Genomic DNA, 25918 nt, shown 5'->3' on the forward strand with positions numbered 1-25918 from the left:
AGAGATTGCACGCCGGAATGACGGCGTTCACCGCGGCGCTGTCAATCCGGTGCGGCGCCTTCCTGTGGCGGCGGGGGTAGAAAGGCGAACAGTATCGCGGCCAGTATCGAGCCCATCGACAGCAGCACCGCCACGGTCGACAAGGTGAAATTGGCCTGGAACAGGAAGCCGGCGATCACCGGACCGACCACGGATCCGCCTCTGCCCACCCCGATTCCGAAACCGGTGCCGCTGGCCCGCAGCGCGGTCGGGAAAGAGCGCGCGAGCAGGGCATAGGTTCCGACCACGGCCGCGTTGGTGGTGAAACCGGCGATCGCGCCGATCAGGGACAGGGTGGCGAGTTCCTCGTGCCCCTGTCCAAACCAGGCCACGCAGCCGGCGGCGAGGATCAGCGAGCCGATGACCAGCTTTCTGACGTTGAACCTGAGGGCCAGGAAGCCGATCAGCACGCAGCCAACCGCCCCACCGGCACTGGTCCAGACCAGCACGCTGCCGGCCAGCGAAGGCGCGTAGCCCATGTCGGCGACCAGCTTGGGAATCCACTTGACCAGAAAGTAGAAGGTCATGATGTGACCGAAGTAGCCGGCGGTGAGCAGGATGGTGGTGCGCGCCAGTTTGGGCGAGAACAGGGCGACGATGCCGCCGCGGGCCTGTTCCGTTGTCTCGGGCAGATCCGGCAGGCGGGAGATGACGGCGTGGCCCATGCGCTTGAGGGTCCGGTTGATGCGCTCGACCGCGTTGCCGGGGCGCCGGTGCATCAGGTAGCTGATGGACTCGGGCAACAACCACCAGACCAGCGGAATGAACACGGCCGTGATGCAGCCGCCAAGCACGAACACCGAGCGCCAGTCGAAACTCGCCAGTAGCATCGAGGCGAAGGTGCCGCCGATGAGAATGCCGAACGGGTAGCCGCCGGCCATCAGGATGACCGAGAAGTTGCGCCGCTTCGCGTTGGAGAATTCCGCCGCCATCGCACTGGTCGAGGCCAGCATGCCGCCGATACCCAGCCCGGTTCCGAACCGGTAGATCGACAGGGTGATGACGTTTCCGGCCATCGCGGCCAGAAACATGCCGACCGTCATCAGCCCCAGGCAACCGAGGATGGCCGGACGGCGGCCGAAACGGTCGGCGAGGCCACCGATCAGCACGGATCCGAAGGCCATGCCAATGAGTTCCATGGACAGTACGATGCCCAGCGCGGCGCGGTTGATGCCCCATTCGTCGGCGATACCGGGCGCCGCGAAGCTGATCGACAGTACATCGAAACCGTCGAGTGCGGTCAGCATGATGCACATGGCCACCGCGGCGACTTGCATGCGACTCATCGGCGAACGGTCCAGGATGACGCGCGGATCCTCGTTCATCATGGCGCGATCCGAAGAATTCACGAGTGGTTCCCGGCGGCAGCTTTTGCGGTGCGGCGCCAATGGCGCAGCAGGAATTCCGTATAACCATTGGGTTGCGTGGCGCCTTTGAACACGAGGTCGCAGGCTGCCTTGAACGCGGGTCCGTCGAAATCGGGCGCCATCGGCCGGTAGGCCGGATCACCGGCGTTCTGCCGGTCGACCACGGCCGCCATGCGCCGGAAAACTTCGAGGACCTGCTCCTGGCTGACGATGCCGTGCCGCAGCCAGTTGGCGATGTGCTGCGAGGAAATGCGCAGGGTGGCACGGTCTTCCATCAGGCCGATGTCGTGAATGTCGGGTACCTTGGAGCAACCCACGCCCTGGTCGATCCAGCGCACCACGTAGCCGAGAATGCCCTGGGCATTGTTTTCCAGTTCGCGCCGGATCGCTTCTTCTCCGAAATCGTCATCGTCGGCCAGCGGCGGCGTGAGCAGGTCCGCGAGCCGCGACCGGGCTTGTGGATCGATTTGCTGGTGCACGGCGAACACGTCCACATCGTGGTAGTGCAGCGCATGCAGGGTGGCCGCCGTCGGCGACGGCACCCAGGCGGTCGTGGCGCCGGCCTTCAATTGAGCGCCTTTCTGCTCCAGCATGTCGGCCATGCGGTCGGGGGCGGCCCACATGCCTTTGCCGATCTGGGCCTCCCCGCTGAGACCGCATTGCAGACCGATCTGCACGTTTCGCGCCTCGTATGCGTCAATCCATGCGGTGTGCTTGATGTCGTTCTTGGGGACCATGGGGCCGGCGTGCATGGCGGTATGAATTTCGTCGCCGGTGCGATCGAGAAACCCGGTGTTGATGAAAAACAGCCGGTCGCGGACCGCGTGGATGCAGGCGGCCAGGTTGGCCGAGGTGCGCCGCTCCTCGTCCATGACGCCGATGCGTACCGTGCCTTGTGGCAGGCCGTAGATTTCCTCGATGCGGCTGAACATCGAAGCGACGAATGCAGCCTCTTCGGGCCCGTGCATTTTGGGTTTGACCACGTAGATGGCGTTGCGCCGGCTGTTGCGCAGCCGGCCGGTCTGCTTCAGGTCGTGAATGCCGGCGGCGACGGTCACCATGGCGTCGAGAAATCCCTGCGGGATTTCGTTACCGGCCGCATCGCGAACCGAATCCGTGTACATGTGCAGACCCACGTTGCGCACCAGCAGAAGAGCGCGACCCGGCAGTTCGAAAGACTCGCCGTCGGGAGCGGTGTAGCCACGGTCCGGGGCGGCCTCGCGCGAAACCGTTTGGCCTCCGCGCTGGAAGTCCGCGGTCAGGGTGCCCTGCATCAGGCCCAGCCAGTTGCGGTATACGCCCACCTCGTCTTCGGCGTCGACCACGGCCACCGAATCCTCACAGTCGATGATGGTGCTGAGCGCCGCCTCCAGGTAAACGTCGGCCACGCCGGCGGGATCGGTGCCGCCGACCGGGTGTTCGCGGTCGATGCGGATTTCCACGTGCAGGCCGTGGTGGCGCAGCAGCACGGCCTCGGGTGCCGCGGCAGGGCCGCGGTAACCGGCGAAGGTCTGCGGATCGGACAGAGCCGACGTGCCGTTTGGCAATTCGACCCCAAGGGCTCCGCCGGTCACGGTGTAGGCACGAGCTTCACCATGGCTGCCGTTCGTCAGTGGCGCCACCCGGTCCAGCAGGGCACGGGCCCGCGCGATGACCCGGGCGCCGCGGACGGGGTTGTAGTCGCCGCCGCGCGCCGCGCCGTTTTCCTCGTCGATGGCGTCGGTGCCGTAGAGGGCATCGTACAGGCTGCCCCAGCGGGCATTGGCCGCATTCAGGGCATACCGCGCGTTGCTCGCGGGAACCACCAGTTGCGCTCCGGCCAGGGTGCTGACTTCGGGGTCATTGCCGTCTACCGTGATTTCAAACGATTCCGGTTCCGGCACCAGGTAGCCGGAATCGGTGAGGAACTCCCGCTGGCGGTCCGGATCGCGACCGGCCCCGGGCTCGTCCTTCAACCAGAGGTCGATCTTCTCCTGAAGGTGGTCGCGGATTTCAAGCAATTCGCGATTGCGCGGACCGAACTCCTCGAGCAATGTGGCCAGTCCGCGCCAGAATACGGCCGGCTCTACGCCGGTGCCCGGCAGGGCTTCGTTTTCGACAAAAGTCGCCAGGACCGGTTTGACATCCAGGCCGCAGGTATCAGTCATGGAATTCACTCATTGGGCGGAATGCCTGATTGTGCCGGATTCAGTACGGTTTGCAACGTCGGTCTGCCTGAGGTTCACCCGGGGGTAGACCGACGGGCTGAGCCCTTTCTTGCGCATGACCAGATGCCACAGCAGGATGTTCTCGGTTTCGAACCCGGCCTTGCACGACAGAAAATAGTAATTGAACATGCGCCGGAAACGCTCGTCGAACGGCCGCTCGGCATCGATGGCGGCGATTTTCTCCCAGTTGGCCTCGAAGTTGCGCTGCCATGCGGCAAGAGTGGGTGCGTAATAGTGCCCGCAGTTCTCCCAGTCGTGCACCGTGAACAGGTCTTCGGCGGCAGCGGCGAGCTGGCTCGTCGATGGTGCCATGGAGTTGCGGAATATGTACTTCTCGATCCACGGGTCGACCACGGTCGTGGTATGGCTGTTGCCGATCGTGTGCAGCAGAAAGCTGCCTTCGTCCTTGAGCAGGCGATGGATGATGCCGAACAGTCGGCGGTAATTGCGGTAGCCCACGTGCTCGATCATGCCGATGATGACGATCCGGTCGAAGCGGCGGTCATCGAACAGGCGGTTCAGGTCCCGGTAGTCGGCCTCGATGATATTCACCGGAAGACCGGACGTGTATTTCCTCGCGTAGCTCACCTGTTCCCTGGAAATACTGATGCCGGTCACGCGGCAGCCGCGGGTTTCGGCCGCGTAACGGGCGAAACCGCCCCAGCCGCAACCGATATCCAGCACCTCGTGCCCGGACTCGAGTCCGAGCTTGTCGCAGATCATTTCGAGTTTTTCGACCTCGGCCTCGGCCAGCGTCGAGGCGCGGTTGAAAAAACAGCACGTATACTGGTTGTGGGGGCCGAGGAATTGTTCGTACAGACGGTGATCGAGATCGTAGTGGGTCTCGGCGATGGCCCGGGAGCCGCGGCGCGACTGGAGATTCGTCAGCCGCGACTTCATGTCCAGCCACAGGCGGTTCAGCAGCACCAGCGGACTGCGGGTGGCATCAGAGCGAATCAGGCGCCGGAACAGGGCGTCGATTTCCCCGACATCCCAGTCACCGTCCATGTAAGCTTCACCGAAACCGAGCGAGCCGCCGGTCAGGACCCGGCCATGAAAACGCGGGTGGTTCACCCGGATGTCCCAGGGCCTGGGCCCGTCGATGCTGATACCGGCCCGTGAAAGTACGTCAGTGACCAGGGTTTTCGCCAGCTTGCTCATGTCGTTGTCCCTCGCACCGCGCGCCGGCCGGGAACCGCCGGAGCGACTGCCGGGAAAATTCTAGCCAATCGGGACGAGGAAATCCCGCGGCGACATCGTTTCCCGGGTGGTATATAAAAAAAACAGGACGGCTTGATTTTTTGTTTTAACAAGGTTGTAATAGGTAACAGTCCGGACCATGAGCCGGACACGACAACATATCCTGGAGAGGCACCATGAAGAATCGGTCTGTTCCCGCAGTCGCCGTGATTGCTTCCGCATTGAGCTTTGTTCTCCCCGCGGCAGCCCAGGAATCCGGTCCCACCGAGGATGCAGCACCGGGTGTCCTCGAGGAGGTGTTGGTCACCGCAACCCGTCGCGGTGAAACCGATATCCTGGCGACGCCGATTTCGATCACCGCTCTTTCCGGTGATGAGGTCTCCAAGTATGCCATTCGGGACCTCAATGATATCGCCGTGTCCGTGCCGGGCCTGTCGTCGGGAACGGTGTCGGGATTCAAGTCGGCCCAGTTCGCGATGCGCGGCGTGTCGGAAACGACCATTATCCTGTACAAGGAATCGCCGGTCGGTGTGACCATCGACGAATTCGTCGTGCCGCACATTCAGACCTCCAATCTCGAGATGTTCGACATCGAAGCGATCGAGGTATTGCGCGGTCCGCAGGGGACCCTGTTTGGAAAAAACACCACCGGCGGCGTTATCAATGTGCGCACCAAGAGGCCGGTGCTGGAAGAGAACAGCCTGGATCTGCAGGGACAGATCGGTGACTGGGGGACGCGCAAGGCAAACCTGGCGCTTAACCTGGCGGCTGGCGAGACGCTGGCTTTCCGATTTTCCGGCATGTATCTGAACTCGGATGGTTACTACAAGAACGGAGCGGTCTGGGGTCCCATCGGATCGCCGGTGCCGATCAACTCGACGTTTACCGGGCAGTCCGGCCAGGGTGATGGCCGGGATCTGGGTGGCGATGATGTATTTTCCGGGCGGGCGAAGATGCTGTGGTCGCCCAATGACCGGCTGAATCTGCTGTTCCAGTACGAAATGGTGCGTGACGACGGCGACTCGCCGCCCATCGTGCAGGATTCCCAGGCCGGTTACTTCGTGCCGCTGTGGGGCTTTCCGGTCACCGGAGGCGATCCGCTGGATCGAGCCGGGAATACGCTGCGTGACGATCTCTTCCTGAAGATGACCGAAGGTCACCGGGTCGACATCGATGGTTTCTACCTGAACGGCGACTATGCGTTCAACGAAAATTACACGATGTATTTCAACGCCGGATACCGCGAGCAGGAATCACGTCTGCCCAGTTCCTATGGGGGCGTGGCCGGACCCATATCGATTTTCGACGCGACCCGCGACGACAATCGCGACACCAGCCAGATCGAGGTGCGCATCGGGTCCAACCTGCCGGGTCGTTTCAATTTCACGGCCGGCGCGTTCTACCAGGAGGACGACACGGAATTCTGCGTGGCCCAGGTGGTCGGCTTCCTGGACGGATTTTTCCTCGGCACGCCACCCGACTTTTTCAACACCAACCCCAGAATCCTGTGCAACCGTCAGGATGCCGAGGCGATGGCGTTGTTCGCGGACGGCACATACGATCTGACGGACCGGCTGCACATCACGGCGGGTCTGCGCTTCACCTGGGAGGACAAGGCCTGGGCCGGCCGCCCGATGCGTTTCGCACTCGACGGCGTGCCCCTGGTCGATATCCTCGACGAACCCTTGGATGCGGTCGATTTCGATCGATTCCCGGAAGGGGTCGTGTATAACGACAACGACTGGAGCGAACCGACCTACCGCCTGATCCTGGGCTACGACTTCACCGACGAGGTGTTCGGATTCATCGGATATTCGCGCGGCTTCAAGAGCGGCGGGTACAACGATCAGCTCGGCACCCAGCTCGATCCGATCACCGACCTGGCGGCCGAGCCTACCGAGCCGGAAATCGCCGATTCGTTCGAGGGCGGCATCAAGTCCACGTTCCTGCAGGGTCGCGCCAACGTTTCGTTCAATGCCTTCTACGTCGAGTACACCGACGCCCAGCGCACCTTCAATGTGTCGTTCCCGGGTGGTGGGCAGGAAACACTGTTCTTCAACGCCGCGGAAATGACGGTCAAGGGCATCGAGGCCGAGGGCGCGTTCGCCGTATCGGATAATTTCACTCTGCACTACAACGCATCGTGGATGGATGCCAAGTTCGACAAATTCGAGGCCGACACCAATTTCGATGGCGTGATCGACATCAATCTGAGTGGCCAACCGGTGACACGCGCGCCCGAATGGATGGCGGGGATGGATGGAACCTACATCCAGAACCTGGACTGGGGGCAGATCGAATGGAAACTGCGGGTGTCCTACGAGGATGAATCCGTGCAGGCCTATTCCGACGTCGATCCCGCGTTCAACACCCTGCTCGACGAACGTACCCTGGTTGATGCCAGCATCACCTACCGCGATCCGCAGGACCGCTACTACGTGCGCCTGCTGGGCCAGAATCTGACCGACGAGCGTTACAAGACGGGTTCCCTGTCGGTGGCGACCTTGTGGATCATGTCGGCCTACGGACCGCCGCGATACTATGGCCTGGAGTTCGGTGCCCGGTTCGACTGGTAGTCGCGACGGCCGGTTCTTGCGCCGGCTCTCACGCCGGCCCGGCAACCCGTTTCCCGGGCGGTTCTCCGCTCCGGCGCACGGGGGTCCCGGGGAGGTCAGCCCGGTCGAAGCGGGCTGGCCGCGACGCGTTGCCGGCTAAACGTTGTTACCTTCATTGCCCGGATCATTCCTCCCGGGCCGCCGGTCGGCGCTCGACCAGGTTGGTGCTGTCGCAGAAATACACCCGCTCGTCATCCTGGTTGAGCAGGGCGTAACGGTAGACCGCGACACCGCGTTCCGGGTTGGAATCGGACGGCCGCTTGTCCAGGCAGCGCGCGTAGGCGCGTACCGTGTCGCCGGCCTTCAGGGGACGGTTCCACCGCAGCTTGTCCCAGCCGATGCCGCACATCCAGCGAACGTCGCCGAGGATTTCATGATCCAGGATGCGCCAGAGGGCGAGGATGTGGATGCCCGAGGCGACCACCTCGCCGAAGTGGCTGCAGCGCGCCTGTTCCGGGTCCATGTGGAAGTACTGTGGGTCGTAGCGGCTGGCGAAATCGACGATTTCTTCCTGGGTCACCGCGCGCGGTGCAGAGATGAACTCCTCCCCGATGACCAGGTCCTCCCAGTAGCGGTGGGGTTCCGGTGCCGTCACGATGCCGGGGGTGTCGGCAGCTTATGGCGTCCGGCAGTCACTTTTCGCCGTCGAGATAGCGTTGCAGTTCGCGGTGAAAATGGCGCAGGCGTTGTTCCTGCTCACCCCAGATGGCGCCGTTGAATCCCCGCGATCGCACACCACGCTGCACCACGGGCAGCAGTTCGGAATCCTGGTCCAGCACCAGGCCCAGGTGCGGTGGCTCGCCGAGCGGTACGTATTCGGTATCGGGCCGAATCTCGCCGGAGGTGTCGGTGTCTTCCGGCAGGCCCATCCAGCCGGGCGTGCGGTAATCCGGATCATCCACCGGGCGAATCAGGGTCATGGTGTCGTAGAAAAAGCGTTCCGGGTCGGTCGGGTGCGGCATGAAGCGCATCAGAAAGGCCCCTTCGGCATGCAGGCCGATCTGGACGTTGGGAAAGATGCCGGTGGCCCAGCTGTCGGTGAGCTGGTTGTCGGTGAAGCGTTCGTAGCCGAGATCGTAGGTATCCGAGCGTCGCCGCTTGGCCTGCTGGATGGCCCGGCGCACCTCGCGCGCGTCATCCGGATATTCCGACGGGTCCATGCTGGCCTCCGCCATCATGTATTCCAGGCTCGCATTCATGGCCTGGGGGTCCGGCTGGCGCTGTGTTTTGACGCCAATGGGTACGATCATGCGGCTGCCACCGTGCGGGTAGAGGTCCACCTGCACGCCCAGGTCGTCCATCACATCCTGGGTTTCCGGATGCACCGCATGCAGGTGATAGGTTTCGTAGAAGGCGTCGACGCCGGTTTTCCAGTTGGCGGCCCACTCACTGACCACGTGACGCACGCAATACATTTTGTCCAGCTCGTAGGCTTCGAGGTAGCCGTCGGGCAGACCCAGGCGTTCCTCCAGCGGTGGTGCTTCGTCATCCAGATTGATGAAAACCAGGCCGGCATGGGTCTCGCAGCGGATTTCGCCCATGCGCGGGCGGTTTTTCAACAGCGCGGGATTGAAGGTTTCCTCGTCGGTGATGTGGGTGCAGACTCCGTCCAGGCCGTATTGCCAGGAATGAAACGCGCAAGTGAACCGGGCGACGCTGCCCCGGTCGTTGAGAACGAGCTGGTTGCCGCGGTGGGCGCAGACGTTGTAGAAGGCCCGCACCGACCCGTCATCCTGGCGGACGATGACGATGCTCTCGCGGCGCAGCCTGAATACCGAGTAATCGCCCGGCTCCGGGATGTCCGTCTCCACGCCCGCGATCAGCCAGCAGCGGGTCCACAGGTGCTTCCATTCATGTTCCATGAAGGCCGGGTCGTAATAGCGGGAGGGATCGTGGATGTCGAGTCCGTTGTCCACCCAGGGTTGCTTGGCTTCGGGATGACCAGCATTCGCGTCCGGATCGATCCGCCAGGATTCAACGGGATTCTTCCACATCTTTCACACCTCTCTGACAATCATTGCGTGCTGAAGCGGCAGTATTCTTCCTTCTGAACCAGTCCGAATACGAATGAAAGCTTGACCAGGCCGACAATCACCGCCAGGCACAGGCCGAGCTCGAGAATATCCTCTTCGCTGAAATGACACCGCAGTTTTTCATGCAGGGCTTCGGTGAGTTTGCCCTGGTCGTTGTTCAGTGCGATTTCGTCCGCCAGTTCCATGACGGCTGCCTCGTCGTCACCGAAGTCGGAGTAGTCCTGCCGCCACATGGCGTCAATTTGCTCCGGGCTGTAGCCTGTTTCTGCCACTCCCGCCAGGTTCTGCAGATTGCAGGTGCGGCAGCCGTGGTTCATGCTCAGCCGCAACCGGGCCAGTTGCTTGTAGCGTTCGTCGACGCGGCCGTTGAAGAAAATTTCCTGGTAGAACTTCACCATGGTGAAGTCCAGCAGCTCGGGCGCCTTGGCGAAAACCTCCACGAACGTGGCTTCCCCGGTCAGCTCGTTCAATGCATCCCAGGCAAGTCGCACACCTTCCGGCATCTGGTCCGGGGGAACCCGTGATAGCAGTGTGTCAGGCATGTCGATCTCCCTGGAAGCGGTCGGCTCCCGTTCAGTCGGTTTTGAAGTAGTCCGGTTTTCCATCCGGCCACACGGCCCCCCATTGCTGATTGCCGCCGTCAACGACCAGAACTTCGCCGGTGATGAACTTGCCGGATGGCGCTGCCAGGTAGACGGCCGCCTCGGCAATGTCCCAGGCATCTCCGGTGCGCCGCATGGGATTGGAATCCTTGAAACGGTCGGCGGCGCCGTCCGGGTACACTTCGAAACCTTCGGTCTCGATGCTTCCCGGAGAGATGCAGTTCACGCGAATGCCCAGCGGCGCCCATTCGGTGGACAGGGTCTTGCTCAGATAGATGACTCCGGCCCGGGCCGCGCAGGTGTGCGCCACCTGCGGCATGCCGCGCCATACGTTGGCGACGATGTTGATGATGCATCCGGAATCATCGTGGTCCCGCCACAGGCGGGCGGCGTTCTGCATCATGTACCACGAACCGTTCAGGTTGGTGTCGATGACCGCGTGCCAGCCCTTCACCGAAAAATCGATCGCGGCCTGGGGGAATTGCCCTCCGCCGTTGTTGATCAGCACGTCGATACGGCCATGGGTTTCGCGGGTCTCGCGCAGGAATTTCTCCACGGCCTCGGGGTCGCGAATCGTCATGGCTTCGTAGTCGACCCGGCCGCCGAGCCGGTCCTTGACCGACTGCGCCGTCGCGGCCAGCTTGGCTTCGCGTCTTCCGCAGATGACGACCTGGGCACCCAGCCGGGTCATCAGAAAGGTCATCGCCTTGCCGAGGCCGGTACCCCCACCCGATATGACGACGACCTTGCCGTCCAGAAGTCCGGGTGCGAATACCGTGGGGTGACGGGCCAGTTCCTCGTCCGAGAAGCCCCAGTCGGCCGGGTCTTCCGCGGGTCGTGCGCGTTCAGGTGATCCATTCATTTTCTTGGTTTCCCTCATGCGCCCGTCAACCGTCCGCGTGCCCGAATATCGACACGCTGGCCACGTTGCGGTTGGGGACGCCCCCCAGGTTGTGGGTCAGCCCCAGGCGGGGGGCGTCGAGTTGCCGTTCGCCGGCGCGGCCCGACAGTTGCAGGTAGATTTCATAGGCCATGCGAAGTCCGCTGGCTCCGATCGGATGGCCGAAGCACTTCAGGCCACCATCGGTCTGGCAGGGCAAGACTCCGTCGATGTCGTAACGGCCGTCGAGTACGTCGGCGACCGCCCGGCCCGGTTCAGACAATCCGAGATCTTCCATGACCACCAGTTCGGTAATGGAAAAACAGTCGTGGACCTCGAACAGCGACAATTCCTCCAGGGGGCGCGTGATGCCGGCTTCCCGGTAGGCCCGCTCGGCCGCCAGGCGAGTGGTGACGGTATGCGCACCGTCCCATTCATTGCTCGAGAGTTCCCAGCCGTTGCTTGGCGCCAGTTGCAGGGATTTGACCACGACCGGTTCGCGATGACCCATTTTTCGAGCGTTGTCGACCGTCGTCACGACGGCGCACGCGGCGCCGTCGCTGACGCCGCAGCAGTCCAGAACACCCAGCGGCCAGGCCACCATCGGGGCCTCGAGTACCTGCTTTTCGGTGATTTCACGGTGGAGGTGGGCCTTGGGGTTGTGCAGTGCGTTTTGGTGACTCTTCACCGAAATGTGGGCCATCGCACGGCGGATTTCATCCATCGAAATGCCGTGCCGGCGGGCGTAGGCGCTGGCCAGTTGCGCGAATGAGCCCGGCGCCGTCGAAGCCGGTTGCCACAGATCCTCGAACGACCCCCGGGTGCGTTCGGGCAGGCCGGCGTAGCCGGTGTCCTTGAGCTTCTCCATGCCCATGGCCAGCGCAATGTCACAGGCGCCCGCCGCCACCGCGTAAACGGCCCCGCGCAGCGCTTCGGTGCCGGTCGCGCACAGGTTTTCGACCCGGGTCACCGGCACATTGGGCAGTCGCAGGGCCTGGCTCAGCGGCAGGCCGGATTTTCCGGTGCTCTGTTCCTGGAAAAAGACGCCGAGCCAGGCGGCCCCGATCTGTGCAGGTTCGATGCCCGCGTCTTCGCGAGCCTCGTGGAACGCTTCCTGCATCAGTTCTTCCGGCCCGCAGTCCCAGCGTTCGCCAAAGCGGCTGCACCCCATGCCGATGATGGCTACCCGGTCGCGGATTCCTTCAGCCACCGGACTGCTCCCCGGCCAGCGGTACCGGCTTCCAGAAATAGCGCCGAAAGTGCCGGCGGGTATCGATGTCCTTGATGCGGAAGGCCATCCGTACGGACTGACCGGTTTCGATTTCTCCCGGCAGGAAATCGCTGAACTCCATCATCACGTTCGCGCCGTCCGGAAAATGAATGTTGCCGAACATCAGGGGTGGCCGCGGCGAATAAGCCAGCCAATCCTCGGTAAAGGAGTTCACCGTCCCGGTCAGTCCGGCAAGTGACTCGGGTGTCTGCATGCCGTCTGCATGACAGTGCACACAGATGCGGCTTCGCGGAAATTGGAGTTTTCCGCAGGCAACACAGCGGCCGCCGTTGAATCCGGTCAGGTCCGAGTGCCGGCGGTAATGTGCCGAATGCGCGGTGCGTGTGTCGCGTTCACCACGCAGGCCGGTCTCCACCGGCAGAAGACCCCTCAGCGCGGCATAACGGACGTAGTTGGACTCGGTCCGCCCCGCGGCCAACTGGCGGCCCACGGACATCGGGTCGTCACTCGCTCCACCGCTGGCTTCGATCAGCAATACGTCGAAACCCTGTCCGGCCCCGATCAGCAGCAGCTGGTCGCCGGGCTCGGCCGACTCCAGCGCCCAGCTCAGCATGACCAGGGGGTGCGCGGAACCACAGGTTCCGACGGAGTCCCTCAGAGGTGCTGCGGTCACGCATTGCGTCAGCCCGGCGGCACGCAATACGGCACGTTCGGCATCCGGGGGCAGGGGTGACAGGAAAGCCTTGATGTCCGTCGCGGCGGTATCCGCCTCCGCCAGCACCTGGCCAATCAGGTCGTGCAGTTGGGACACGGTGCCTGCATCGCGTGTCCAGCGGGGTTCCAGACGGTACTCGAAACGCGTGCCGGATTCGCGGTAGCGGTCGACGAAATCCTCGTGCCGCGCGGCGGCGGCCCGGATCCTGGCCACCGGATTACCGGCGCCGATGACGACGGCGGCCGCGCCGTGTCCCAGGTCGCGCTCGCCGTCACTGGCGGGCAGGGCGTCGATGCAGTCGGCCGCGCACAACAGGTGGGGGCCACTTTGGCGCCTCGCCCACAGGTCGATCAGCGCCGACGTCGCCGCCCGCCGGCTGCCGCCGCGGTCCGCGGGCGACAGGTCGGCGTTCAGGTTGAGTGCCTCGCGTACGATGCCCGCATTGCTGCGGTCGGCGAAGGGCGCGGTGGTGGTGGCGAGATTGAGGCTGGCAACTTCGGAGGTCGGCTCGTCACTCATCCGCTGCAGCGCATGACGCGCTGCTTCCACCGCCATCGTGATGCTGTCCTCGTCCCAGTTGGCGAAGTGACGCGTGCCACTGGAGCGCCGGCCCATGCCGGTGACCCAGCCGGTGGCCTCTTCCAGGGTTTCGCGGGCGATGCGGCCGCGCGGAAGATAGGCCGCGCAGGCCAGGATGCCGCATTCCCCGTCTTTGCCCGAAGCCGACATGGCTGGTCAGTCCTCCACCAGCCCGTCGAGCCGGGGTGCGACCCTAAGGTGATCGGGAATGCGCTCGGGCCCGATGCGCCGGTCGAGCTCTTCGTGCCAGTGATAGATGCGCCGTTCCTGGTAGTTGAGCTTGATGCCGCGAAATCCCGGCGATTCCACGGATTGCTGAATCTGCGGTGCGAACTGGGTGTCCTCTTCGAGAATACGGTCGAAGTTGTTGATGCGCGTATCCCACAGTTCGTGCCGGCCGTTCTCGCCCCAGTCCGGCGAAAACCAGTGACATTCCACGTACATGGACCGTTCACTGATGGGCCAGAAATTTATGAAAGGCATGCCCGTCGGGGCAACCGGTGTAATCAGGTTGGGATAAACGTTGTAGGACACATTGGTTTTTACCGGCAATTCGGTGACATGCGGGAATTCGATCATGCCGCGAGTGCCGGGATCGACCCAGCCGGGCCGGCGGTTCGGAGTGACCATCAGGGAATGTCCGTTGCGCCACAGGACGATGGTCGTTCCGCGGTGGTCGAGGAAACGGTCCACGGTATCCTGGTGAATGGATTTGAGGTGGTAGACCTCCAGGAACGCGTCGAGAAGCACCTTGACGTTACAGGCCACTTCGAAGCCGTGAGTATCCACGTGCCGGATCGTTTCCAGGTCGAACTGCTGCATCTGGCGGGCAATGGGCCCGAGGGAATCGGTCAGCGGAGCGGCTTCGGGATCCTCGTTGATGAACACCCAGTTTCCCAGCCGCTCGCAGCGCACCGGGACCAGGCCCAGGCAGTCAAAATCCAGATCGACGAAATCGCGGCGGTCACGCATGCCTTTCAGCTTGCCTTCGAGATCGTAGGCCCAGCCGTGGTAACCGCAGGTAAACCCGCCGCCGGTGTCACCCGAATCCTGCTTGACCAGGGGCCCCCCGCGGTGCCGGCAGGTGTTGTAGAAAGCGCGCACCGCCTGATCCGCGCCGCGCACGATGATGATGGGCGAGCCGGTGTTTTTCCACAGCAGAAAACGGCCGGGCTCCGGCACCTGGTCGACGTGACACGCGTACAACCACGACTTTTTCCACAGCGACTCGTGTTCCAGCCGCAGAAATTCCGGATCGGTGTAACGGCCGCCGGGTATCGGAGGAAGCGCGGGAAAATCCTCAGGCGGTCCTTTGCGGGACTGCTCGTAGGCGATTCCGTCGTAAACGCGGTCGATGAAAGCCTGGTCCATGCCTTTGCCTTGCCCCGGTTCCGCCGGGAGTGCTCAACCGGTCGCGGGTTTGCGGTGGTTTTGCGCCAACATCCGATTATAGAGTGGCTTGTGATTTAAATAAACAGTCATGACTGTTTGTTTTATTCGCCAATTTGCCGGGCAAGTGCCGTCAAGCGGCTTGTTCGCCCGTCAGGTGCGCGATTTCGTCGGCGGTGAAACCCAGTTCCGCGAGGAGTTCCGCACTGTGTTCGCCCAGCCTCGGTGGTGGAGACGTGATGCCGCCGTCGGCCTCGGAGAAGCGCAGGGGCAGATCCGGCACCGGGCTGGATCGGGATGCGCCGGGGTAGGTCACCTGCCTCAGCCATTCCATGGCGTGAACCTGGGGATGGTCGATGGCCTGCTGCAGATCCAGAACGGGACCGGCCGGAATTCCGGCTTCGGCCAGTTGGTCGAGGGCGTCTTGGGTGGACCGCTCGGCGCACCAGGCGGCCATCGCCGTGCACAGGCGCTCGCGGGCATCGCCGCGGCCCTGATCGGTCTGGAGGGCCGGCTCATCCAGCCATTCCTCGTGCCCCAGCAGTAGCGTGCAGCGCCGGAAAATTCCTTGTCCCACGACATGAGTCAGTACATGACCATCCCGCGTGGAGAAGACATCGGACGGCGCGGACGTCTGCACCCGGTTGCCACTGGGCGACCGGTTCACGCCGGTGGTTCCCTGTTCGGCCAGGTGCGATCCGAAGGCGGCCAGCGCCGTGCCCAGCAGGCTGGCCTCGACGTGCTGTCCGCGACCGGTTTCCGCACGCTGGAGCAGTGCCGCCAGCACTCCGAATGCAGCGAAGATGGCGGTCGAAAAATCGACATAGGGTGCCGCCGCCTTGACCGGTTCACCCGGGGTACCCGTCATCCAGGCCGCGCCCGACATGGCCTGGGCGACTCCATCGAAACCGCCGCGTCCGGCCAGCGGCCCGCTTTCGCCGAATGCGGTCTGGGTGGCGAGGACCACCCTCGGGTTGGTTTCGCGGACCGCCGGCCAATCCAGTCCCAGGCGTTCCAACTGCGCACGTGGCAGGTTGGCGACCACGACATCCGCGTCGCCCAGCAGGCGCCGTACCGCTTCGCCGGCCCGGGGCGCCTGCAGGTTCAGGACCAGGGATCGTTTGTTGCAGCCGGTCTGCATGAACAGCCCGCCGCTGGCGACACCTTCGAATGGCGCGATGAACCGGTCCTCGCCGCCGCCGGGTTTTTCGATCCGGATCACGTCGGCGCCAAGATAACCGAGCAGGGTGGCGCAGTACGGCCCCGCGACGTAACGCCCGAAATCCAGAACGCGAATACCTTCGAGAATGGCTTTCATAAAAAAACAAGCACGCCTGTTTGTTTGTGATGTGGACGAGTATACTCGGGCACGTCCGGTGCCGGTAACCGACACCGGTGCGAGGGCAGAGTATCAGACCCGGCGGAGTCTCCATGGATTTTCAGCTCAGCGACGAACAGCGTGAATTGCGCGACAGCGTGCGCCGCTATGCCTGTGAGCGCCTGACCGTCGTGGCCGGGGAAATCGAACGCAGCGGCGAGGCACCGTCGGCCGAACTGGTGAAGGAATTCGCCGGCATGGGCTATCTCGGGATCAACATTCCCGAGTCACTGGGCGGGCAGGGCCTGGGCAATCTCGAGGCCCTGATCGTGATCGAGGAACTGGGACGGATTTCGTCGGCGGTCGGTTTTCCCGTTTTCGAGTCCTGCGTCGGCCCGGTTCGGGCCATCGAGCGCTTCGCCGATCCCGAGTTGGTCCAGGCGGTCGTGCCGGCCGTGTGCGCGGGCGAGAAAATCGTCGCCATCGCGATGTCCGAGCCGGCGGCCGGCTCGGCATTGACCGATCTGACCACGCGCGCCGCGGTCGAAGGCGACACGGTGATCATCAACGGCGCCAAACGCTGGTGTTCGGGGGGGGGGCATGCCGATGGCTATGTCGTGTGGTGCCGTTTCTCGGATCAGCCCGGCGCCCGCGGCATTGGTGCCGTGTACGTGGAAAAGGACGAGCCGGGCCTGAGCTTTGGCCGTCCCGAGCATCTGATGGGTTTTCGCGGGGTGCCTTCCTGCGACCTGTACTTCGACAATGTCCGCGTTCCGCGGCGTAATGTGGTCGTCCCTGAAGGCGGATTCAAACAACTGATGGCTGCCTTCGACCTGGAGCGTTGCGGTAACGCGACCATGGCGCTGGCCCAGGCCTCCGCCTCGCTCGATGACGTGTGCGCCTACGTTCAGGAGCGGCAGCAGTTCGGCAAACCGATCGTGGAATTTCAGGCGGTGCAACTCAAGCTCGCTGAAATGCAGATGAAGGTGGAGGCGGCACGCCTGTTGATCTGGCGCGCCGCCGTGGATGCGGAGCAGGGCTTTCCCAGTATCAGCGCGTCGAGTGTCGCGAAGTGCTACGCCAACGAGATCGCCCGAAGCGTCACCGGCGACGCGTTGCAATTGATGGGCGGCTACGGTTATTCGAAGGAATACCCCGTGGAGCGGCGTTTTCGTGACGCCTGGGGCTGGGGCATCGCCGGCGGTGCCATCGACATCCAGAAAATCAACATCGCCAGTGCCCTGATCGGCCGGCGATTCGATCAGCGCGCCTGATCCGCTCGTGAGCCGCTTCTTCGGTCGCATCATGCAGAATGGATACGCGGTGCCGGACTGGCGGGCCGCGGCGGCGCAATGGTCGGACGCGCACGGTGTCGGGCCGTTTTTCGCCATGGAGCACATTGAATTCGACTGGTGCGAGTATCGCGGCGAGGCCGTGGAACTCGACCTGTCCGTCGGGATTGCATACACCGGTAATTACCAGATCGAGCTGGTGCAGCAGCACAACGATGCGCCGTCGATCTACACCGATTTTCTGGGATCCAATCCACCGGGATTGCAGCACGTTGGCGCAATGGTTGAAGAGGTGGACGGCGTTTTGCGCCAGCATGACCTGCACGGGCGTGTCGTGCAGCAGGGCCGCACCGCCGCTGGCGTGCGCTTTGCGTACCTGGATATGGGCGGCCACAATGGATCGATGCTGGAACTGATCGAATCCAGCGAGGCCGTGATCAAGGCCTTCGATTACATGCGGACCTGCGCTCTGGAATGGGACGGGTCCGACCCGATCCGGGGTTAGCCCGAATATCGCTTCAGTGCCCGGTGGGCAGACCGATTTCGATCAGGCCGTTCCGGACGCGCACCGGGAATGAGCGGATCGGCCGGCTGGCCGGTGCGCCGGTGCAGCTGCCGTCGCGAATGTCGAAAGTGGCTCCGTGCAGGGGGCACATGATCCGGTTGCCGCGCAGGCGGCCTTCGTCGAAACTAGCCAACGCATGCGAGCACTGGTTCTCCAGCGCGAACACTTGGTCGCGGAATCGGCACAGGACGATGCCGACACCTTCGACGTCGAAGCAGGCCAATCCTTTTTCCGGTACTTCTGTTTCCGCCGCTACGGCAACGAATCGATCGGTTTCGGTGCATTCGTCAGGCACAATAGGCTCCTGGTTGGCTGCTCACGCAGTCTAGCATCCAAATGAAAATAAAAAACAGTCACGATTGTTTATTTTATTGATGTCGGGTGCTACCATGCCAACGCAGCGGCCGGCGGGGCCCCGATTGCAGCCAGGCGATCGAAACCCCGCGTACCGCCAAGGGGTAAACCGCCTGGAGGTCAGATCATGATGACGTTCATTGCCCGCATGAAAATCAAGCCGGGCCGGGAAGAGGAGTTCGTCGCGCTGGCGCGGCGCCTGACGGCCGCCGTTCATGCCAACGAGCCGGATACCCTTCGATACGAATTCTTCAAGCTCAGGGATGAACCGCTGGGCTACGCCGTGTTGGAACAATTCACCGATGAGGCCGCCGAGGAAGCGCATCGTGATACGCCGCATTTCCACGAAATCGCGCCGGACCTCATTGAATGCCTGGACGGCGGGTATGAGCGTGAATTTCTGGACTCACTGGACTGAGGGTCGGCACCGATGACCCGGCAACTCGAACCGGTTCGCCTGCAGGCGACCACGCTTGGCGATCTGCTGTTGTCGGCGGCCGATCAGGCGCCGGATCATGCCGCCGTCGTGTTGCCGCACCGGCGCTGCAGCTATGCCGACGTTCGCGACCGCGCGCTGCAAAAAGCCTTGAGCCTGCAAGCGCTGGGAGTCGGCCCCGGTGACCACGTCGGGTTGTTGCTGCCCACGAGCATGGATTTCATTGAAACCCTGTTCGGTATCGCTCTGCTGGGCGCCGTCGCGGTACCGGTCAATGCACGCTACCAGCCGCCGGAACTGGCGTACGTGGTTGACAACGCAGACCTCAAGGTCCTGTTGACCACGGACAAAATCGCCGAAGCCGTCGATTTCGTCGAGCGGCTCAATCAGGCGTTTCCGGATCTGCGGAACAGTGAGGCGCGGAACCTGAGTCTGGACGGGGCTCCGGGTCTGCGTCATATCGTCGTATTCGGGAGTTCCCGGCCGCCCGGCACCTGGTCACAGGAAGAATTCGAGGCCGCTGCCCGCCAAGGCAACCTGGCCGAGATCCACTTGCGCCGGCTCCAGGTCCGCCTGGGCAGCACGGCACTGATCCTTTATACGTCCGGCACCACGGCCAATCCCAAGGGCTGCATGATTTCGCACGAGGCCATCGTGCGGAACTCGGCGGCGCTGGCCGACCGTTATGAGCTGACGGCCGATGACAGCTTCTGGTCGCCGCTGCCGTTGTTCCACATCGCAGCCATCCTGCCGTTGACCGCGATATTCGCCAAGGGTGGCACCTATGTGACCACGCCGTATTTCGAAGCCGGAGAAGCGCTGCGCATGATGGAGGCAGAGCGGGTCACCGCCACTTACCCGTGTTTCTGGACCATCATGTCGGATCTGGTCAGCCATCCGGATTTCGAGAAAACGGACCTCAGCCGCATCAAACTGATGAACGCGAACTTCGCGGTGCAACCGGGCGGCATCGCCGAGAAAATGAAGGCGGCTTTGCCGAATGCCGTGTTCGTCGGCACCTTCGGCATGACCGAGACCGCGGGCACGGTGACAACGAGCCAGTTGGACGATGCCGAGGAAAAGCGCTTCACCCGCTTGGGTACGCCCCTGGCTGGCATGGAAGTCCGGGCAGTCGATCCGGAAACCGGTGAGGACGTTCCCGCCGGTGAGAAAGGCGAAGCCTGGATTCGTGGCTACAGCACGTTCAGCCGCTATTACAAGGCGCCGGAAAAAACCGCCGAGGCCCTGGATGGCGCCGGCTGGTTTCATTCCGGCGATTTGATTTCGATCGACCCGGATGGCCAGTTGATGTTTCACGGCCGTCTTCGCGACATGCTGAAAGTCGGCGGCGAGAATGTGGCCGCCGCCGAAATCGAAAGTTGCCTGCAACAGCATCCGGCGGTGAAACTGGCCCAGGTGGTTGGCGTCCCCGACGAGCGGCTGGTGGAAATTCCGGCGGCGTTCATCGAACTGCAGCCGGGCCAGGCGGCACAGGCCGACGATTTGATCGCCTTCTGCCGCGAGCGCATCGCCGGTTTCAAGGTGCCCCGCCATGTGCGGTTCGTGGACGAGTGGCCGATCTCGTCCACCAAGATTCAGAAATTCAGGTTACAGGATCAGATTCGCGCCGAGCTGGGCATCTGACGAGGACTCGCTCGGCGTTTCAAGGAGAAGCGACATGGTGGTATTCATTGCAACCCTGCGGGTGGCCGCCGGGCGAGAGGAAGAATTCGAGCGGCTGCAGACCGAGTTGTCGGAAATCGCGCACGAGAATGAGCCGGGCCTGCTGGTGTACGACGTGATCCGGCATGCCGAGAACCGGCAGACCTATGTGGTGTATGCGCGTTTTCGGGACCGGGAAGCCTTCGACTACCACCAGGAAGCCGACTTCCACCATCGCCTGGTGCCGCCCATCCTGGATTGCGTGGAAGGCGAGATGGACCTGCAGTTCTACGACTGGATCGCTTAAGGGTCCCGGCGGTCCGCGGAGTCCCGGCGGCCGAAGGCAAGCAGCACATTGCCGGGCATGTGGAAATACAGCCCGTAGCCGGAGTTCACGTACATCATGCCGTCGGCGACCACCGGGCCGCCGCCACCGAAGGAACCGCCGCGGGCGATCTCACCTGATACGGTGTCGAACTCCCGGAGTGTGTCCATCTCCCACAGTACCCCCCCGTCGGTTCCATCATAAATCCGCAGACGTCCGTCCATGTGCCCGGCGATCACCGCTCCGGGTATGGCCGACACGGCCTGTGAAATGCCCGGATTGCAAAACTCGCGGCCGTCGCAGACATCGCTGGCGGGCGTCGCCCAGAGCAGTTCGCCAGTCCGCGCGTCGAGGGCGTACATCCCGGGCCGGGCCGGCGTCTCGAATCGGTAGCGTGTGAGGTCTTCGGGATAGAACATGTCGCTGATGGGCACGTAAATCCGCGATCCTTCCGCCGCCATGCCGAAGTGCACACCGCCCTGTACGCCACCGCGCCCCACGTGGGTGCGCCACATCGTGCGTCCCGTGACCGGGTCGATGCCCATGACCGCGCCGGATTTCTGGCCGGCGACGAGGATGTCCGTCCCGGAATCCAGTGCGACCAGTATCGGTGAAGCGGCAAAATCGAAGTCGGGGCCGTTCTCCTCGGGACAGTTGGCGTCGTCGGAGGTGTACTGCGTCAGGCATCCCACGTTCCAGGCATCGCCCTCGGTTTGCTGGCTGACCCAGATCTTCCGCCCTGATCTCAGGTTCATCGCGATGATGGCGTCCGATGTGGGTCCGGCCGGGGAGGAGTAATTCTCGCCCGTGCCCACGTATAGACGTTGTCGGCCGACATCGATGGTCGGGCTGTTCCAGATCGGTGCTCCCGATGGGGCCATGATCGGGGTACCGGCCCGGGTGGTTCCTGCCGGTTGCGGCTCCTGGTCGATGGAATGTGATTGCCAGACGGGCTCGCCGGTCGCAATGTCCAGGGCCACCACCGAGCCGCGGAAAGTGCAGCAGGCATAGCGCGGGTCCGCCGCCAGCGTGACCTCGAGGGAAGAAACCGGCACATACAGCCGATCCCCGTAGAGCGTGGGCGTGCCGGTAATGGTCGCATTCGGATGACCATCCACCTTGGTCATCCACTTGAGCCGGCCGCTGACCGCGTCGACGGCGTAGGCGCGGGCGAGGATGTCGCCAAAGTAGAGCGTCGCCGAGCCCGCGTCGTTCTCGTCCCAGGAGGACATCACGATGCCGGTGCGGACTTCGGCCGTGGCCCGGAAGGTCCAGCGCAGACAGCCGGTCTTCGCGTCCAGTGCCCACACTGTGCCGTCCGGCCCGCCGACATGGACGGCGCCGGCTCCCACCACCGGTTGTGAGCGGGCCTGGATGGCGTTCGGATAGGCGAAGGCCCATTTCAATTCCAGATCCGGCGCATCGGCCACCGTCAGCCCGCCGACGGCTTCCGGGTAGAAGCGGGAGTTGGCACGGTCGACGCCCCAGCCGTGCGAGCCGGGTGGCTTGAGGGTGTCGAATGCGGGTGCGCCGGTTTCGCTGCACGAGGGCGGAAGCCGGCGGTCGGCGACGTCGTCGAGGCTGCGTCCACTGAGAAATTCCGCGATGTCGCGGCGCGTCGCGGGACCGACCGCGCGAGCCTGCTCGCGCATCACGCCGTCGTCCATGGCCTTGAGGATGTTGTCGGGGCCGAGCATGCCGAGAAACAGCCGGCTCGGGGCCTTGTAGACGGCCTGGTCGTGGCACGCGGCGCAATGTTCCAGGTATGCGACTTCGCCCGGCGGTGGCTCCTGCGCGGGTGCGGCGGAATCGGAGCCGGACGTCGAGGTGCAGGCGGGAACGCCACCGATCAGCAGCACGGAAATCAGTCGGACCAGTATCCGGATCATGAGATCGGCCAGCTTGCACGCAATGGGGCGGTCATCGAGCGAGCGCCTCGTTCAGGGCCGCCAGGAAGCGCGCACCGGTGGCGCCGTCCAGTACCCGGTGGTCACACGACAGGGTGGCATTCATGGCCGGCACCGCGGCCGCATCGGCGGACAGGAGCACCGGACGCACGGCGCCTACCGCGAGGATGGCGACCTGGGGCGGGGTGATGATGGCGCTGAAGGCTGTGATGCCGAACATGCCAAGATTGCTCAGCGTGGTTCCGCCGGGCTCGAGATCGGCCGCTTCCAGTTTGCGGTCACGGGCGCGGGCGGCGAGCGCGGCCAGGGGTTCCGCAATGCGGTCGGCCGCGAGTCCGTCCAGTGCCGGCAGCAGGGGCGCGACCAGGCCGTCCGGCGTGTCGACGGCGATGTTGATGCCGATGTGCTCCGGCACGAGGATGCGATCCTCTGAAAAATGCGCGTTGATGGCCGGTTCCGCCTGCATGGCCCGCACCATCGCTTCGAGAATCAGGGCGGTCAGCGGCAGTTTCTCGTCGCTCTGGCGCTGCACGGCCCGGCTCATGTCGAGTTCCCGGCTCAGATAGAAATGGGGTACGGTCTGTTTCGCCTCCACCATGCGGCGGGCCTGGGACCGGGCGCGGCCGGAAAGCGGCGTTCCGGCGGTCCGGCCGGATGCCGTACCCGGTGCGGAGGGGCGGGCTTTCGCCGCGGCCTCGACATCCTCGCGGGAAATTCGGCCGTTACGACCGGTGCCGGTCACCCCGGACAGATCGACGCCCAGTTTTTCCGCCAGGCGCCGGGCGACCGGCGATATCCGGGCCGGACCGGCGGCGGGTACCGGGTCCGGCGACTTCGGGCGCGGCGCCGGCTCTTTCGCCACCGCGGGTTCGTCGTCGCCACCGACACCGAAACTCGCGTCGGCCGGCACGAAGGATTCGATGAACGCGTCGATTTCCTCGTCGCTCGCCGTTGCGTCGGCGATGACACCGAGCAGTGCGCCGACGTTCAGGGTTTCACCGTCGGGTACCAGGCAGCGCCGCAGGATGCCGCTGACCGGTGCTTCCAGCGTGTTCACGATTTTGTCGGTCTCGATGTCGACCAGTTCCTGGTCTTTCTCGACGGGTTCCCCCTGCGCGACGCGCCACTCGGTAATCGTTCCTTCCTGCATTTCAATGCCCCACTTGGGGACCGTGACGGGATAGATGCGTTCTGCCATGGGTTCAGCCCTTGACCGCTTCGAGAATGGCCTGCGCGATGCGATCCGGCCCCGGCACGTAGGCGCGTTCCAGTTCGCGCGCGAATGGAACCGGTGCGTGGGGCGCCGTGACCAGCCGGATCGGGCCGCGCAGGCTGCCGAAGGCTTCCGAGGCCACGATACCGGCGATGTCGGATGCGAGGCTGCAACGGGGCGGAGACTCATCGACGACGACAAGCCGGCCGGTGTGCTCCAGGCTTTCGAAAATCAGGTCGGTATCGAGCGGCGAGACCGTACGTGGGTCCACCAGGTCGCAGCTGATGCCCTGGTCGGCCAGCGAGTCGATGGCTTTCTCGCTGAATGGCACCATGCGGCCGATGGCCACCACCGTGCAATCGTCGCCTTCGCGCGGCATGTCCGCCTCGCCGAACGGAATGGCGTGGTCGCCGTCCGGTACTTCGCCTTTCTTGTTGTACAGCGCCTTGTGCTCGAAGAAAACCACCGGATCGTCATCGCGAATTGCGGTCTTGAGCAGGCCCTTGGCGTCCGCTGCATTGGACGGAACGACGATTTTCAGTCCGGGCACGGCGGTCAGCATCGGGTAGATGGTCTGCGAGTGCTGCGCACCCATGTTCATGCCGGCGCCCATGGCGGTGCGGATGACCAGCGGGCACTGCATCTTGCCGCCGAACATGTAGCGAAACTTGGCGGCCTGGTTGTAAATCTGGTCGAGGCAGACGCCGACGAAGTCGGCGAACATGAGTTCGGCCACGGGTCGCAGCCCGGCGGCCGCAGCACCGGCCCCGGCGCCGATGATGGCTGATTCGGAGATGGGCGTGTCGATCACCCGTTCGTCACCGAATTCCCCGATCAGGCCCTTGGTCACGCCGAAAATGCCGCCGGCGGCGTCACGCGTTCCCGAGGTGCCGCCGGCGCCGCCGGAAACGTCCTCGCCCAGGACGATCACCGAGGGGTCGCGGCGCATTTCCTCGAACAGCGCCTCGTTCAATGCTTCACGGTAGGATTTGATGCTCATGCCTTTGCCAACCCTCAGTAGTGGCTGTAGACGTCGGTGATTACGTCACCAACATCGGGCGGGGCGGATGCCTGCGCCTCGGCGACCGATTGGTCGATTAATTGCAGAACCTCCTCGTCGATCGCGTCCAGGTCGTCTCCCGCGAGCCGGTTTCCGGCGATGACCTGCTCCCGGAAATTCTTCAGGCAGTCGCGGGTTTCGCGGTGGTGGGCGACTTCGTCTTTGGCCCGGTAGTTCTGCGGATCGCCAACGAAGTGGCCGAAGAAACGGGTGGTCGAAAATTCCACCGCGCTGGGCCCGCCGCCCTCCCGGGCGCGCCGGATGGCGCGTCCGGCCGCTTCGTATACGGCGAAAAAGTCACAGCCGTCGGCCTTTTCCGCCGGCATGCCGAAACCGGCCGCGCGGCTGGCGATGTCATCGGAACCCACCGCGTAGCCGGCACCGGTGTGTTCGCTGTAGCCGTTGTCCTCGAATACGAAAACCGTGGGAAGTTTCAGCACCACCGCCAGGTTCATGGCCTCGAAAACGGTACCCTGGTTGGAACCACCGTCGCCGGTGAACGACGCGGTGACCCGGCCTTCGCCCTGCAACCGGGTGGCGATGGCCGCACCCACCGCCAGCGGCGGCCCACCGCCGACGATGGCGTTGGCGCCCAGCATGCCCTGGTCGACATCCGCGATGTGCATCGAGCCACCCTTGCCCTTGCACAGGCCGTCATGCCGGCCATAAATCTCCTTCATCATGCCGGTGACATCGCAGCCCTTGGCGATGCAGTGGCCGTGTCCCCGGTGCGTGCTGGCAATGTAGTCGCCGGCATCCAGGTGAGCACAGACGCCGACGGCCACGGCCTCCTGGCCTGCGTAAAGATGAGTGAAGCCGGGAATGCCGCCCTTCTGGATCTCGAGATTCAGCCGCTCCTCGAATTCGCGGATCGTTTTCATCCGCCGGTAGGCGTGCAGCAAAGCGTCGCGGGACAGTTCCGTCATGGA

Annotated in this window: 22 protein-coding genes; 6 read left to right on the forward strand and 16 right to left on the reverse strand. The window is 63.8% G+C overall.

The features are described from left to right. Nucleotides 1–41 precede the first annotated feature (41 nt). From V3330_RS06895 to cfa, 3 genes are read right to left on the reverse strand one after another with little or no spacing between them, the layout of a single operon-like run. On the reverse strand, nucleotides 42–1388 hold the full coding sequence (locus V3330_RS06895) for an MFS transporter (RefSeq protein ID WP_354694670.1): 1347 nt from the start codon (nucleotides 1386–1388) through the stop codon (nucleotides 42–44). After that, nucleotides 1385–3553, reverse strand: a complete 2169-nt coding sequence (locus V3330_RS06900) for a malate synthase G (protein ID WP_354694671.1) — start codon at nucleotides 3551–3553, stop codon at nucleotides 1385–1387. Before V3330_RS06900 ends, V3330_RS06895 begins: the two co-directional genes overlap by 4 nt. A 9-nt stretch (nucleotides 3554–3562) precedes the next feature. After that, entirely contained in the window at nucleotides 3563–4774 is a 1212-nt protein-coding gene (gene cfa / locus V3330_RS06905) for a cyclopropane fatty acyl phospholipid synthase (protein ID WP_354694672.1), read from the reverse strand. Between the two features lie 215 nt (nucleotides 4775–4989). On the opposite strand from cfa, the gene V3330_RS06910 reads away from it, so the two are divergent. After that, nucleotides 4990–7389, forward strand: coding sequence for a TonB-dependent receptor (locus V3330_RS06910; RefSeq protein ID WP_354694673.1), 2400 nt, complete (start codon nucleotides 4990–4992; stop codon nucleotides 7387–7389). Between the two features lie 163 nt (nucleotides 7390–7552). On the opposite strand, the gene V3330_RS06915 is transcribed toward V3330_RS06910, so the two are convergent. The 8 genes from V3330_RS06915 to V3330_RS06950 all read right to left on the reverse strand — a co-directional run bounded on the left by V3330_RS06915 (nucleotide 7553) and on the right by V3330_RS06950 (nucleotide 16175). Further along, on the reverse strand, nucleotides 7553–8023 hold the full coding sequence (locus tag V3330_RS06915; RefSeq protein ID WP_354694674.1) for a MaoC family dehydratase: 471 nt from the start codon (nucleotides 8021–8023) through the stop codon (nucleotides 7553–7555). A gap of 37 nt (nucleotides 8024–8060) precedes the next feature. Continuing rightward, nucleotides 8061–9422 carry an aromatic ring-hydroxylating oxygenase subunit alpha gene (locus V3330_RS06920; protein WP_354694675.1) on the reverse strand — a complete coding sequence of 454 codons (1362 nt, stop codon included), beginning with the start codon at nucleotides 9420–9422 and terminating at the stop codon, nucleotides 8061–8063. 20 nt (nucleotides 9423–9442) lie between these two features. Beyond that, nucleotides 9443–10003 (reverse strand): carboxymuconolactone decarboxylase family protein, encoded by a 561-nt coding sequence (locus tag V3330_RS06925; RefSeq protein ID WP_354694676.1) that lies wholly within the window; start codon nucleotides 10001–10003, stop codon nucleotides 9443–9445. A gap of 31 nt (nucleotides 10004–10034) precedes the next feature. Further along, nucleotides 10035–10925 carry an SDR family oxidoreductase gene (locus V3330_RS06930; RefSeq protein WP_354694677.1) on the reverse strand — a complete coding sequence of 297 codons (891 nt, stop codon included), beginning with the start codon at nucleotides 10923–10925 and terminating at the stop codon, nucleotides 10035–10037. A 25-nt stretch (nucleotides 10926–10950) separates the two neighbouring features. Beyond that, on the reverse strand, nucleotides 10951–12153 hold the full coding sequence (locus V3330_RS06935) for an acetyl-CoA acetyltransferase (protein ID WP_354694678.1): 1203 nt from the start codon (nucleotides 12151–12153) through the stop codon (nucleotides 10951–10953). Further along, nucleotides 12146–13618 (reverse strand): zinc ribbon domain-containing protein, encoded by a 1473-nt coding sequence (locus V3330_RS06940; protein ID WP_354694679.1) that lies wholly within the window; start codon nucleotides 13616–13618, stop codon nucleotides 12146–12148. The genes V3330_RS06935 and V3330_RS06940 overlap by 8 nt, the downstream gene beginning before the upstream one ends. A gap of 6 nt (nucleotides 13619–13624) precedes the next feature. Further along, nucleotides 13625–14839: an aromatic ring-hydroxylating oxygenase subunit alpha gene (locus V3330_RS06945; RefSeq protein ID WP_354694680.1), complete on the reverse strand. Its 1215-nt coding sequence runs from the start codon at nucleotides 14837–14839 to the stop codon at nucleotides 13625–13627. A gap of 151 nt (nucleotides 14840–14990) precedes the next feature. Then, a complete protein-coding gene (locus V3330_RS06950) occupies nucleotides 14991–16175 on the reverse strand; it encodes a CaiB/BaiF CoA transferase family protein (protein ID WP_354694681.1) in 1185 nt (394 codons plus the stop codon). A 113-nt stretch (nucleotides 16176–16288) separates the two neighbouring features. Here V3330_RS06950 and V3330_RS06955 point away from each other — a divergent pair, with 113 nt between their 5' ends. Both V3330_RS06955 and V3330_RS06960 read left to right on the forward strand, forming a co-directional pair. Then, nucleotides 16289–17449 carry an acyl-CoA dehydrogenase family protein gene (locus V3330_RS06955; RefSeq protein ID WP_354694682.1) on the forward strand — a complete coding sequence of 387 codons (1161 nt, stop codon included), beginning with the start codon at nucleotides 16289–16291 and terminating at the stop codon, nucleotides 17447–17449. Nucleotides 17450–17456: 7 nt separating this feature from the next. After that, entirely contained in the window at nucleotides 17457–17972 is a 516-nt protein-coding gene (locus V3330_RS06960) for a VOC family protein (protein WP_354694683.1), read from the forward strand. A gap of 13 nt (nucleotides 17973–17985) precedes the next feature. Here V3330_RS06960 and V3330_RS06965 read toward each other — a convergent pair whose 3' ends face one another. Next, entirely contained in the window at nucleotides 17986–18327 is a 342-nt protein-coding gene (locus tag V3330_RS06965) for a Rieske (2Fe-2S) protein (RefSeq protein WP_354694684.1), read from the reverse strand. A 186-nt stretch (nucleotides 18328–18513) separates the two neighbouring features. Between V3330_RS06965 and V3330_RS06970 the strand changes: the two genes are divergently transcribed. Genes V3330_RS06970 through V3330_RS06980 form a run of 3 tightly spaced genes read left to right on the forward strand, consistent with a single transcriptional unit; the run spans nucleotide 18514 to nucleotide 20791 of the window. Continuing rightward, entirely contained in the window at nucleotides 18514–18804 is a 291-nt protein-coding gene (locus tag V3330_RS06970) for a putative quinol monooxygenase (protein ID WP_354694685.1), read from the forward strand. 12 nt (nucleotides 18805–18816) lie between these two features. Beyond that, complete coding sequence (locus V3330_RS06975) at nucleotides 18817–20466, forward strand: class I adenylate-forming enzyme family protein (RefSeq protein ID WP_354694686.1); 1650 nt, start codon at nucleotides 18817–18819, stop codon at nucleotides 20464–20466. Nucleotides 20467–20500: 34 nt separating this feature from the next. Continuing rightward, a complete protein-coding gene (locus V3330_RS06980) occupies nucleotides 20501–20791 on the forward strand; it encodes a putative quinol monooxygenase (protein WP_354694687.1) in 291 nt (96 codons plus the stop codon). Here V3330_RS06980 and V3330_RS06985 read toward each other — a convergent pair. From V3330_RS06985 to V3330_RS07000, 4 genes are read right to left on the reverse strand one after another with little or no spacing between them, the layout of a single operon-like run. Continuing rightward, nucleotides 20788–22698: an outer membrane protein assembly factor BamB family protein gene (locus V3330_RS06985; RefSeq protein WP_354694688.1), complete on the reverse strand. Its 1911-nt coding sequence runs from the start codon at nucleotides 22696–22698 to the stop codon at nucleotides 20788–20790. The two genes, V3330_RS06980 and V3330_RS06985, sit on opposite strands and share 4 nt — an antisense overlap. 31 nt (nucleotides 22699–22729) lie before the next feature. Then, nucleotides 22730–23914 (reverse strand): dihydrolipoamide acetyltransferase family protein, encoded by a 1185-nt coding sequence (locus V3330_RS06990; RefSeq protein ID WP_354694689.1) that lies wholly within the window; start codon nucleotides 23912–23914, stop codon nucleotides 22730–22732. Nucleotides 23915–23918: 4 nt separating this feature from the next. Beyond that, nucleotides 23919–24929: an alpha-ketoacid dehydrogenase subunit beta gene (locus tag V3330_RS06995; RefSeq protein WP_354694690.1), complete on the reverse strand. Its 1011-nt coding sequence runs from the start codon at nucleotides 24927–24929 to the stop codon at nucleotides 23919–23921. A 14-nt stretch (nucleotides 24930–24943) separates the two neighbouring features. Continuing rightward, nucleotides 24944–25915, reverse strand: coding sequence for a thiamine pyrophosphate-dependent dehydrogenase E1 component subunit alpha (locus V3330_RS07000; RefSeq protein WP_354694691.1), 972 nt, complete (start codon nucleotides 25913–25915; stop codon nucleotides 24944–24946). Nucleotides 25916–25918 lie beyond the last annotated feature (3 nt).

Origin of the sequence: Elongatibacter sediminis, assembly GCF_037892215.1 — a bacterium.
GTDB lineage: Bacteria > Pseudomonadota > Gammaproteobacteria > Xanthomonadales > SZUA-36 > Elongatibacter > Elongatibacter sediminis.